A 10048-nucleotide genomic window follows, 5' to 3' on the forward strand; every position below is an offset into this window, starting at 1 on the left:
AGACGCTCGTCGCAGACATGTTCGAGACGATGTACGATGCCCCCGGCATCGGCCTTGCCGCAATCCAGGTGGGCGTGCCGCTGCGGGTGCTGGTGATCGACCTGCAGCCCGAAGACCCGGATGCAGAGCCGGTTGCTTGCAATCACGATGGCCACCACCATCATCACACGCCGACCAAGCGCGAGCCGCGCGTGTTCATCAACCCCGAAATTCTCGACCCTTCCGAAGACCTGAGCCTCTATCAGGAAGGCTGCCTTTCGGTGCCGGAAATCTATGCCGAGGTCGAACGCCCCGCCCGCATCCGCGCCCGCTGGCAGGATCTGGACGGCAACACGCATGAGGAAGCGATGGACGACCTCATGGCGACCTGCCTGCAGCACGAGATGGACCATCTCGAAGGCATCCTCTTCATCGACCACCTCTCACGCCTGAAGCGCAACATGGCGCTCAAGAAGCTGGAAAAGCTGCGCAAGGTGGCGTGATTGCACGACCCTTGCGGAAAAGCCGCGAGGGTCGATTGCCAGACGACTGAACAGAGGTTAAGTTCACGCTTCGTTCTAATGCGGAGCAAGCGTGGACTCTAACCTGATTCTTGTAATCGTGGCTCTTGTCATCGGCATAGGCGTCGGCTGGTTCCTTGGCTCACGCCCTGTGGCCGAATGGCGCGCGCGGGCCGACCAGCGCGATGCCGAGGCGAAAGCCCACGAAGGCACGGTCAAGGCGATGACCGTTGACCTTGCCGCGATGAGCGAGCGGGTGAAGGGGCTCGACGCGCTTTCGGCAGAACTGTCCTCGATCCGGCGCGAACGGGACCAGCTTGCCCCTGCCCTTGCCGCCGCGCGGCAAAGTGCTGCCGATGCAGAAACGGTCCGCACCGAACTTGCCCGCATCCGCGACGAACGCGACAGTTTCCGCACAGCGCTTGAACGCATGAAGGCCGATGCCGAAAACTTCGCAGAGCAGAAGCGCCTGCTGATCGAAGCGCAGGAAGCGCTGCGCAAGGAATTCGAGAACGCGGGCAACAAGGTGCTGGAAAAAGCGCAGGAAGCCTTCCTGACGCGCGCGCAATCCCGGTTCGAGGAAAGCGAGAAGACGAGCGCGGAACGCCTCAAATCGCTGCTGGCCCCGGTCGATCAGCGGCTGCGCAGCTATGAAGAGCAGGTCCAGAGCCTTGAGAAGCAGCGCGTCGATGCCTTTGGTCAACTCTTCGGTCAGATCGACGCTCTGAGGATCGGGCAAGAAGCAGTTCGAACCGAAGCGATGCGTTTGGGCAATTCATTGCGGAATGCTCCAAAAGCGCGTGGCCGCTGGGGCGAGCAACAACTTCGCAATGTGCTCGAACAGTGCGGGTTGTCCGAGCATACAGACTTCGTAACCGAGCACTCAATCAACACCGAAGATGGCCGTCTTCGCCCTGACGCGATTGTGCGGATTCCAGGAAACAAGCAATTAGTAATCGATGCCAAAGTGTCGCTGAACGCGTATCAGGATGCCTTCGAAGCTGATAGCGATGAAACGCGGAAGGTGCATCTTGATCAACACGCCGCATCTATGCGCAATCACATTCAAACTCTTGGCACAAAAAGCTACCAGTCTCAGTTCGAGAACGCACCGGACTACGTGCTTATGTTCGTTCCCGGCGAACATTTCATTGCTGCCGCGCTGGAACATGACTCCAACCTTTGGGACTTCGCCTTCCGAAACAAAGTTTTGCTCGCAAGCCCAACAAATCTCGTAGCGATCGCGCGGACGATTGCACAAGTTTGGCAGCAAGAAGGCTTAGCAAAGGAAGCACGCGAAATCGGCAAGTTGGCATCAGATCTTTATGATAGCCTTGCAAAAACGCAGGATGACCTGATGAAGACCGGCGTGCATTTGGGTCGAGCGGTTAACTCGTTCAACGACTTTGCAAGGACGTATGAAGGCAATGTCCTAAGCCGTGCTCGTAGGCTAACGGAAAAGCACATCAAAATTGGCAAGCGTGAAATCAACGAAGAAGTCCCTCTGGTAGAATCCGCGCCGCGTTATGCCGATGCGGAACCGGCGGCACTGGCATCGGTTGCCAACGATGAAGGAGATGTTGCTGCGGAATGACTGGACGGCATCGGCATCGTTGCACCACCCTTGCCGTCGCTATGATGCTGGCGGGGTGTAGCAGCGAACCGACGCCTGAACCGTCTGCCGTGGCAGCAGCATCAGTCCTGCCGCAACCTCTCGCCAGCCCCGTCGCCCCGCCTGAACCGGAACCAAGCGTTCCTGCCAGCACCGCTGCGGAAGAACCGCTGGCGCTTGCCGGGATCCGCTATGCCCCGCGTGATGATTGCGCGGACAAGCCCGGATGGCCCGCGTTCCACAAATCGCTTGTCACGGCGATCAAGGCGCGCGACGCCGAGGCGTTTGCCGCCCTTGCCACGCCTGACATCGCGCTTGATTATGGTGGGGGCAGCGGGACAGCAGAACTGAAGAAGCGCCTTGCCGATCCCGAAGCCGGGCTTTGGCAGGAACTCAGCGCGATCCTGCCACTGGGTTGCGCGGTGGAGGGTGGTCTGGCTGCGATGCCGTGGGTGTTCTGGAACGTGCCCGAAGCGGTCGACAGCTACAACGCCATGCTGGTTCTGGGTGATGAAACGCCCTTGCGCGAAAAACCCGGCAGCGAGGCCATCAGCCCGGTGGGGTGGTTCATCGTCGGCATTGATCCAATGAGCTTTGATCCAAAGGCAAAGGCCACCCGCGTCACCCTCGACAATGGCCGGAAAGGCTGGATCGAAACCGCGAAGCTGCGCAGCCTGCTGGACTATCGCCTGATCGCGGAACCCAAGGATGGCGTGTGGCGCATTACCGCCTTCATAGCGGGGGACTGATCAGCCGCGCACAAGCTGCAGGTCAATCGCATGACCGCCCGACACCAGCCGCATGGTCGATCCGCTGCGCTGCATTTCCGGCGCGGCGGAGAGCAGCGCGTTTACGGCTTCCTCCTGCTGCCACACTGGTCCTTCGCAGAACATGCGCGTGGCCATCAGCGGACCTGCCAGCAACCGCCCGCCTTCGACGCGATAATCGCCGCCAATGCCGTTGCAGCCAACATTTGCAGACAGCCGGATATCGTCAAAACGCATCGCCGCCTTTTCGGGAAATGCAGGAGCAGCGCCATCAATCCGCGTAATCGTCCATTGCGTGCCAGCCAATCCCGCTGAACCGCTGGGCGCGGTAGCGCAGCCGCCCAACACGGCAGCAGCGGCAAGGGAAAGGGCGAGCATGAAGCGCATTACGCTCTCATACACCCATGCGACTGACCGAAGGATTAACCGGCCAGTACGGTCCCGTTCACGCTTCCAGCGTTGCCAGCACTTCGTAAGCCAGCACTGCCCCGGCCACGGCGGCATTGAGACTGTCGGCGCGGCCCTTCATCGGCATGGTCACGCGCAAGTCGCAGGCCATCTCGTAGTCTTCCGGCAGCCCGCGCGATTCATTGCCAACCATCACGAAGCAGGGGGCCGAATAAGCCGCGCCGCGATAGGGCACGGATTCGCGCAAGGACGCCGCTACCAACTGGCCTTCGCCTTGGCGCAGCCAGTCAAGGAACTCGTCCCACCGTGCCTGCGCCAGCTTCTCCGTAAAAATCGCCCCCATGCTGGCACGCACGGCTTCTACGGAAAACGGGTCCACGCAGTCGTCGATCAGGATCAATCCGCCCGCGCCCACGGCATCGGCGGTGCGCAGCATCGTGCCGAGATTGCCGGGATCGCGCATCGCGTGCGCCACCAGCCAGATCGGCGCGGCATTGCGGTCCACCAGCGCGATCGAGGTATCCCATTCGGCAAAAACCCCCGCCACCGCCTGCGGGTTCTCCTTGCCGGTCACTTTCGCAAGGATATCCAGCGGCAGTTCGATCACCTCGCCACCAATGTGTGCCACCGCAACTTCCAGATCATCAAGCAGCGGATGGCCTTCTCGCCCCTGCGCCATCAGCAGGATCTCAGGCAGTCGCCCACCCTCGCGCGCGTCAGTCAGAAGGCGCAAGCCTTCAGCAAGGAACTTGCGTTCGCGCCGCCGATGCTTCTTTTCCCGCAGGCTGCGGACGAATTTGACCGTGGGGTTGGAATAGCCGGTGATGATCTTGCGCGTCATGCCGTCCCCATGCGGCAGGCGCAGCATCGCGGCAAGCGAATCAATCCTCGCCGAAGCCGTCCTTGATCAGGCCGGTCAGCTTCATCAGGATCGCGTCGGCCTCACCCTCTGGCCCGGCAACGGCAACATCCACCGTATCGCCCTTGGCCGCGCCCAGCATCATCAGGCCAAGAATAGAGCCGCCGGCCGCATCGGTGCCGTCCTTGGCCACTGTCACATCGAAACCGGCAGGCAGCTTGGCCACCGCATTCACGAACTTGGCACTGGCGCGCGCATGAAGACCGCGCTGGTTGACGATCGTCACCGTTTCGCGGGTGACGTAACCCTGTTCAGCCATTTCATGCATCCTGTCCGAGAAACTCGGAAGCGATCGTTATGTAATTGCGTCCGGCATCGCGTGCCGCCGCTGTCGCTTCCTTGACGCCCATGCAGCCGCGTGCCTTGGCGAGGCGGATCAGCATGGGCAAGTTGATTCCGGCAATCACCTCAACCCGGCCCGCCTGCATCAGCGAGATCGCAAGGTTCGATGGCGTGCCGCCGAACAGATCGGTGAGGATGATCACGCCCTCGCCGCTGTCCACGCGTTTTATCGCGTCGGCAATCTCCTTGCGGCGTTTTTCCATGTCATCGTTGGGACCGATGCACACGCCGATGACATCGCTTTGCCGCCCGACAACGTGTTCCATCGCATGGATGAATTCGTCGGCGAGCGCGCCGTGGGTAACCAGGATAAGACCGATCATGAAAGGGACAGGCTCCGAAGTGCGGCCGAGCATTCTGCCGCCCGCGCGATGAACGCAAGCTTGGCCAAAATGCCAGACACGCAAGACGACTGGGAATCGAAATGCATGGCTTCCAGTGCTGCCCCACCCATTCTTCTTTTCCCTCGCGCTGTGAACGGGTTCTGTCTCAAGGCTTTTGCCCTTCGAGCAGGTCCGCCGCCCGCGAAGCGAGGTTGCGATGCAACAATGTGGGTGAAAATCCTTCTTCGCGCAAGGCGGAAGCGATCTGCTCGGCCATGAACACCGAACGATGCTTGCCCCCGGTGCAGCCGAAGGCCACGTGAACATAGGCTTTGCCCTGTTCGCGATAGCGGGGAACCAGCAGCAACAGAAGATCGCGAATCCGCGCAAAAGCTTCGGCAAAGGCGGGATCTTCGCGGATATAATCCCCCACTGCCGCATCGCGCCCCGTCTGCGGACGCAAGTCATCCACCCAGTGCGGATTGGCAAGAAAACGCATGTCGAACACCAGATCGGCCAGCGGCGGCGTGCCGCGCGAAAAACCGAAACTGCTGATCGTCAGCGTCGGCTCCGCCGCGCTTTCGCCGCCGAACTGCGCGCGAATCGCTGCCTGCAGATCATTACTGGTAAAGCTTGTCGTGCTGATCACCACGTCTGCCCAGCGGCGCAGGGGTTCCAGCAGTTCGCGCTCTGCCGCAATGCCGGTGGCAGCCGGCTTGTCCTCGCTCATCGGATGGCGGCGGCGCGTTTCGTTATAGCGGCGCTCCAGCTCTGCCCCACCGCAATCGAGAAACAGGGTGGTGATCTGAAGATCGCGGCGCTGCGACAGCTTCTTGACCAGTTCTATCGTTCGCGCAGGGTCGAACCCCCGCGTGCGCGTATCGAAACCGATGGCCATCCGCGCACCCGATTCGTGCCGCGCCGATCCCGGCTCCGTTTCAAGCAGGCGGTCAAGCAGGCGAATCGGGAAGTTGTCGATCGCTTCCCAGCCCAGATCCTCCAGCGTGCGCAACGCCGTCGTCTTTCCCGCGCCAAGCAGGCCGGTAACCAGAAGGATGCGTTGCGGGGCAGAATCCTGCGTCATGGTCGATCAGCTTTGCGCCCTCTCGCAGCGCTTGGGAAGTCCGCAGTTCCTCGCTGTCCCCATTCAGGAAAACGCGCCAAACGTCTTGCCGTATTTCCGCAGCGCGAGTTCGGCACGCAAGGCGAGCATCGTGCCGCCCGGCCAGAGCCGCACCAGTGGCAAGTCTACGCCCAGAACCTCAACCCGCTCCGCCACGTCGATAAAACGTGGAGCTTCATCATCGAGCTGCAACACGAGCGCTACCGGGACGGGCACCGAAACCGGAAAGTCCACCAGCCCCACGTTGCGCACTTCCAGCTTTCCGGCGATACGCGGATGCGGCGCGGCGATCAGCCCCCCGCTCCGTGCTTCCAGCATCACGCCATCATCGCCCACCAGCATGGCTCCGCGATCGATCAGTGCCAGCGCAAGGCTCGATTTGCCCGCGCCCGGTACACCATCAATCAACACGCCGCGCCCACCGATCGCCACGCAGCCGAATTGTCTGGCTTCGCTCATTCCTCATCTTCCGCTTCGAGCGGCACGCTCAGCACCAGCCACGCGCCGGGCTTGCCATCAGGCCGATCGCCTATGGTCAGCGTCCCATCATGCGCTTCTGCAATGGTGCGCGCAATGGCAAGGCCCAGCCCGCTGTGCGCGCCGAACGCCTCCTCGGCGGGACGCACCGAATGGAATCGTTCAAATACCTTTTCGCGCTCGGCCGCAGGAACGCCGGGGCCTTCGTCGGCCACGCCAACATGCGCTGCCTCCCCATCTCCCCACACAACCAGTTCCACCTCACCGCCCGCAGGCGAAAACGACACGGCATTATCGAGCAGATTTTCCAGCACGCGCTCAAGCCGCGCCGCGTCACCCGGCACCACGGCATCCCCGCTTTCACGGCGCAAACGGATGGGAATGGAACCGCGCGTCCGCACGTCACGCGCACCGATAACCTGCGATGCCAGCGCGGCAAGATCCACGGGCACGAAAGTCGCGCGGCTCAGTTCAGCGTCGATCCGACTGGCATCGGCAATTTCCGTGATCAGACGGTCGATCCGCTGCACATCGTGCGCGGCAATATCGGCAAGCTGGCGGCGCAACGCCGGGTCTTCCACCCGCTCCATCGTTTCCAGCGCGCTGGACAGTGAGGCGAGCGGATTCTTGAGTTCGTGCGCCACATCGGCAGCGAACGTCTCGACCGAATCGATGCGTTGGCGCAGCGCCGTGGTCATATCGGAAACGGCACGGGCAAGCAGACCGATCTCGTCACCGCGATCGGGCAGTCGCGGCACCACCACTTCGCGCTCACGCCCCAGCCGCACCCGTACCGCAGCCCGCACCAGCGCACGCAACGGCTGCACGATGGTCCGCGCCAGAAACAGCGAGAGTTGCACCGAAAGCAACAGGGCCAGCCCGATGATAATCACCAGCGTTTGCCGCGCATCGCGCACCGATTGCGTAACGTCCAAAGCGTTGCGCAAGCTCAACAGCACTTCGCCCTTTTCGCCCACCGGCGTGGCGGCGGTGATCACGGGTGTGCGATCCGGCGCATAGCGCAGGTAAACCTCAGTCCGGCCCGATGCCCGCGCGGCCTGAATTTCCGGCCAGCTTCCCGCCGGGCGCTCTGAAGTGTCGCTATACCGCTCGATCGTCGGCGCGTTGACGATGAAGTCCACACCCCTGTCCAGCAAACGCGCGGCCTTCTGATACCACGGTTCGCTTTCTGGATCGATCAGTCGGAACGATGGCTGCGCTTCCAGAAAGCTGTCGGCAAGCAGGTGGCTTTCGGCATCGTAAAGCCGCAACCGCAGGATCTGCTCGGTTCCAACGCGCGCCAGCAGAGCCTTGCGCTGGTCCATGTCGGCGTCCGTCAGCCCGTCGGCAGCGATTTCCACTTCGGCGCGCGCCAGCTTGAACCGTTCCTCGATCAACTGCTTGCGATAACTGTCGAGGTAGAAGAATCCGCCCGCCAGCAGCGCCAGCGCGATGACATTCACGAATAGTATGCGCGTGGTGAGCGAAACGCCCCGTATGCGCCAAAGGCTGCGCAACCGCCGCCCACGCGGGCGGGCGGCCATGCTGCGGTCACTCTTCGGCAAAGCTGTAGCCCGCACCATAGAGCGTTTCGATGCCACCGAACTTGCCATCCACCGCGCGGAACTTTCGGCGCAGGCGCTTGATGTGGCTGTCGATCGTGCGATCATCGACAAAAACATCGTCGTGATAGGCTGCGTCCATCAACTGGTTGCGCGTCTTGACCACGCCGGGCCGCATCGCCAGCGCCTCAAGGATAAGAAACTCCGTCACCGTCAGCGATACTGCCGCGTCATTCCACGTTACCGCATGGCGCGCCGGGTCCATTACCAAGCGTCCACGCCGGATTGGATCGGGCAAAGGCACTCCATCGGGCTGCTCTTCCGCAGCCTCGCGCCGCACGATATCGCTGCGGCGCAAAATAGCCTTGATCCGTGCCACCAGCAGGCGTTGGCTGAACGGTTTGGCGATATAGTCGTCCGCACCCATCGAAAGGCCCAGTGCCTCGTCCGCCTCGTCGTCCTTGCTGGTGAGGAAGATCAGCGGCAAGTCACTTTTCTCGCGCAGGCGCGCCAGCAGTTCCAGGCCGTCCATGCGCGGCATCTTGATATCGCACACCGCAAGATCGGGCGGATTGTCCAGCAACGCTTTCAGCGCGGTATCGCCATCGTTGTAGAGCCGCGTGGCGAAGCCTTCAGTCTGCAGCGCAATAGAAACAGTTGTTAGGATGTTGCGGTCATCATCGACCAGCGCGATCGTGCGCGGGGCATCGGGCGCGTGCGGGCGGGCAGGATGCTGGCTGGCCATCGCCCAAAGCATCTATCGATCAGTGGCAAACCTTGCAACTTCCCAGCAAATTCACGATGTTTTTCGCTGCATTGCAGCATTCTAGCAGTTGCATGACGCGCAACTTGTTGCGCAAAAAACTTCGTTGTCGCGTGTCATTTGACGCAGCAAAGGCAGCACACTATGCGCAGGTCGAGAATCAGTGCATTCGTATTCGCAAACCGTGCGCCGCAGGGTGATCAGCACCCTCCGGCGCCACCAACGGGAGGCCAGAAGTGTCCGATACCAGCCTGAACGTGTCCCTCGCCAGCCAGGGTTTTCCCGAACCGGCAGAACTGTTCGCCAACCTCGGCACAGCGCCTCTTGTCGAACACGCAGTCCGTAAGGGCGAAGGGCGGTTGACGAAGGACGGCGCGCTGCTGGTCGACACCGGCAAGTTCACCGGTCGCAGCGTGAAAGACAAGTTCGTCGTCCGTGACGCTACGACCGAAAATACGATCAACTGGGGCAAGATCAACCAGCCGATGTCGGTTGATCACTGGGCCAACCTGAAGGCCGATTTCATCGCTGCCATGCAGGGTCAGGAAGAGCTTTACGTGGCTGACCTGTTCGGCGGCAGCCAGCCCGAATACCGCGTCAACGTCCGCGTCGTCACGCAGATGGCATGGCACAGCCTGTTCGTCCGCACCCTGCTGGTGCGCCCCACGGCAGACGAGCTGGCCTCTTTCGTGCCCGAATACACCATCCTCAACCTGCCCAGCTTCAAGGCTGATCCTGAACGGCATGGCTGCCGGAGCGATACGGTGATCGCAGTCAACTTCACCGAAAAGCTGATCCTTATCGGCAATACCGAATATTCGGGCGAGATGAAGAAGGGCGTGTTCGGCCTCCTCAACTTCCTTCTGCCGGCACAGGGCGTCATGCCGATGCACTGCTCGGCCAACATCGGTGCCGATGGGACCAGCGCTATCTTCTTCGGCCTTTCGGGCACCGGCAAGACCACGCTTTCGGCTGACGCTTCGCGCACCCTGATCGGCGATGACGAACATGGCTGGTCGGACACTGCCGTGTTCAACTTCGAAGGCGGCTGCTATGCAAAGATGATCAACCTCTCCGAAGAGGGTGAGCCGGAAATCTACGCCACGACCAAGATGTTCGGCACGATCCTCGAGAACGTGACGATGGACGAGGCAACGCGTGAGCTGGACTTCACCGATTCCAGCAAGACCGAGAATACCCGCGGCGCCTATCCGATCGAGTTCATCCCGAACACCAGCGAGAAGAACCTCGG

General features: G+C 61.6%; 12 protein-coding genes. 4 read left to right on the forward strand and 8 right to left on the reverse strand.

Going from position 1 to position 10048, the window contains the following annotated elements; genetic code table 11:
• The 3 genes from def to ACOVQ0_RS02700 all read left to right on the forward strand — a co-directional run.
• On the forward strand, nucleotides 1–482 hold a 482-nt coding region (gene def / locus ACOVQ0_RS02690), incomplete at its 5' end, for a peptide deformylase (RefSeq protein WP_421879941.1).
• 91 nt (nucleotides 483–573) lie between these two features.
• Entirely contained in the window at nucleotides 574–2094 is a 1521-nt protein-coding gene (gene rmuC, locus ACOVQ0_RS02695) for a DNA recombination protein RmuC (protein WP_421879944.1), read from the forward strand.
• Entirely contained in the window at nucleotides 2091–2861 is a 771-nt protein-coding gene (locus tag ACOVQ0_RS02700; RefSeq protein WP_421879947.1) for a hypothetical protein, read from the forward strand. The genes rmuC and ACOVQ0_RS02700 overlap by 4 nt, the downstream gene beginning before the upstream one ends.
• On the opposite strand, the gene ACOVQ0_RS02705 is transcribed toward ACOVQ0_RS02700, so the two are convergent.
• From ACOVQ0_RS02705 to ACOVQ0_RS02740, 8 genes are all read right to left on the reverse strand, one after another.
• Entirely contained in the window at nucleotides 2862–3257 is a 396-nt protein-coding gene (locus ACOVQ0_RS02705; protein WP_421879950.1) for an META domain-containing protein, read from the reverse strand.
• A 67-nt stretch (nucleotides 3258–3324) separates the two neighbouring features.
• Nucleotides 3325–4128: a TrmH family RNA methyltransferase gene (locus ACOVQ0_RS02710; RefSeq protein ID WP_421879953.1), complete on the reverse strand. Its 804-nt coding sequence runs from the start codon at nucleotides 4126–4128 to the stop codon at nucleotides 3325–3327.
• A gap of 40 nt (nucleotides 4129–4168) precedes the next feature.
• Nucleotides 4169–4465: an HPr family phosphocarrier protein gene (locus tag ACOVQ0_RS02715; RefSeq protein WP_421879956.1), complete on the reverse strand. Its 297-nt coding sequence runs from the start codon at nucleotides 4463–4465 to the stop codon at nucleotides 4169–4171.
• A 1-nt stretch (nucleotide 4466) separates the two neighbouring features.
• Nucleotides 4467–4871 (reverse strand): PTS sugar transporter subunit IIA, encoded by a 405-nt coding sequence (locus ACOVQ0_RS02720; protein ID WP_168853661.1) that lies wholly within the window; start codon nucleotides 4869–4871, stop codon nucleotides 4467–4469.
• 166 nt (nucleotides 4872–5037) lie between these two features.
• The gene (gene rapZ / locus ACOVQ0_RS02725; protein ID WP_421879959.1) at nucleotides 5038–5955 is read right to left on the reverse strand and encodes an RNase adapter RapZ; all 918 of its coding nucleotides are present in this window, start codon (nucleotides 5953–5955) and stop codon (nucleotides 5038–5040) included.
• A 63-nt stretch (nucleotides 5956–6018) separates the two neighbouring features.
• The gene (locus tag ACOVQ0_RS02730; protein ID WP_421879961.1) at nucleotides 6019–6453 is read right to left on the reverse strand and encodes an HPr kinase/phosphorylase; all 435 of its coding nucleotides are present in this window, start codon (nucleotides 6451–6453) and stop codon (nucleotides 6019–6021) included.
• Nucleotides 6450–8015 (reverse strand): ATP-binding protein, encoded by a 1566-nt coding sequence (locus ACOVQ0_RS02735; protein ID WP_421879963.1) that lies wholly within the window; start codon nucleotides 8013–8015, stop codon nucleotides 6450–6452. Before ACOVQ0_RS02735 ends, ACOVQ0_RS02730 begins: the two co-directional genes overlap by 4 nt.
• 7 nt (nucleotides 8016–8022) lie before the next feature.
• Complete coding sequence (locus ACOVQ0_RS02740; RefSeq protein WP_421879965.1) at nucleotides 8023–8778, reverse strand: response regulator transcription factor; 756 nt, start codon at nucleotides 8776–8778, stop codon at nucleotides 8023–8025.
• A 254-nt stretch (nucleotides 8779–9032) separates the two neighbouring features.
• Between ACOVQ0_RS02740 and ACOVQ0_RS02745 the strand changes: the two genes are divergently transcribed.
• Nucleotides 9033–10048 (forward strand): phosphoenolpyruvate carboxykinase (ATP) (locus ACOVQ0_RS02745; RefSeq protein WP_421879967.1); only part of this gene is annotated, 1016 nt, incomplete at its 3' end.

This window comes from Novosphingobium sp., assembly GCF_049240505.1.
Taxonomy (GTDB): domain Bacteria; phylum Pseudomonadota; class Alphaproteobacteria; order Sphingomonadales; family Sphingomonadaceae; genus Novosphingobium.

What these genes read in the sequence shown, in the direction of transcription:
- ACOVQ0_RS02700 (WP_421879947.1), top strand. Translation starts at nt 2,091, where the DNA reads ATGACTGGACGGCATCGGCATCGTTGCACCACCCTTGCCGTCGCTATG.
- ACOVQ0_RS02705 (WP_421879950.1), bottom strand. Translation starts at nt 3,257, where the DNA reads ATGCTCGCCCTTTCCCTTGCCGCTGCTGCCGTGTTGGGCGGCTGCGCT.
- ACOVQ0_RS02710 (WP_421879953.1), bottom strand. Translation starts at nt 4,128, where the DNA reads ATGACGCGCAAGATCATCACCGGCTATTCCAACCCCACGGTCAAATTC.
- ACOVQ0_RS02715 (WP_421879956.1), bottom strand. Translation starts at nt 4,465, where the DNA reads ATGGCTGAACAGGGTTACGTCACCCGCGAAACGGTGACGATCGTCAAC.
- ACOVQ0_RS02720 (WP_168853661.1), bottom strand. Translation starts at nt 4,871, where the DNA reads ATGATCGGTCTTATCCTGGTTACCCACGGCGCGCTCGCCGACGAATTC.
- rapZ (WP_421879959.1), bottom strand. Translation starts at nt 5,955, where the DNA reads ATGACGCAGGATTCTGCCCCGCAACGCATCCTTCTGGTTACCGGCCTG.
- ACOVQ0_RS02730 (WP_421879961.1), bottom strand. Translation starts at nt 6,453, where the DNA reads ATGAGCGAAGCCAGACAATTCGGCTGCGTGGCGATCGGTGGGCGCGGC.
- ACOVQ0_RS02735 (WP_421879963.1), bottom strand. Translation starts at nt 8,015, where the DNA reads ATGGCCGCCCGCCCGCGTGGGCGGCGGTTGCGCAGCCTTTGGCGCATA.
- ACOVQ0_RS02740 (WP_421879965.1), bottom strand. Translation starts at nt 8,778, where the DNA reads ATGGCCAGCCAGCATCCTGCCCGCCCGCACGCGCCCGATGCCCCGCGC.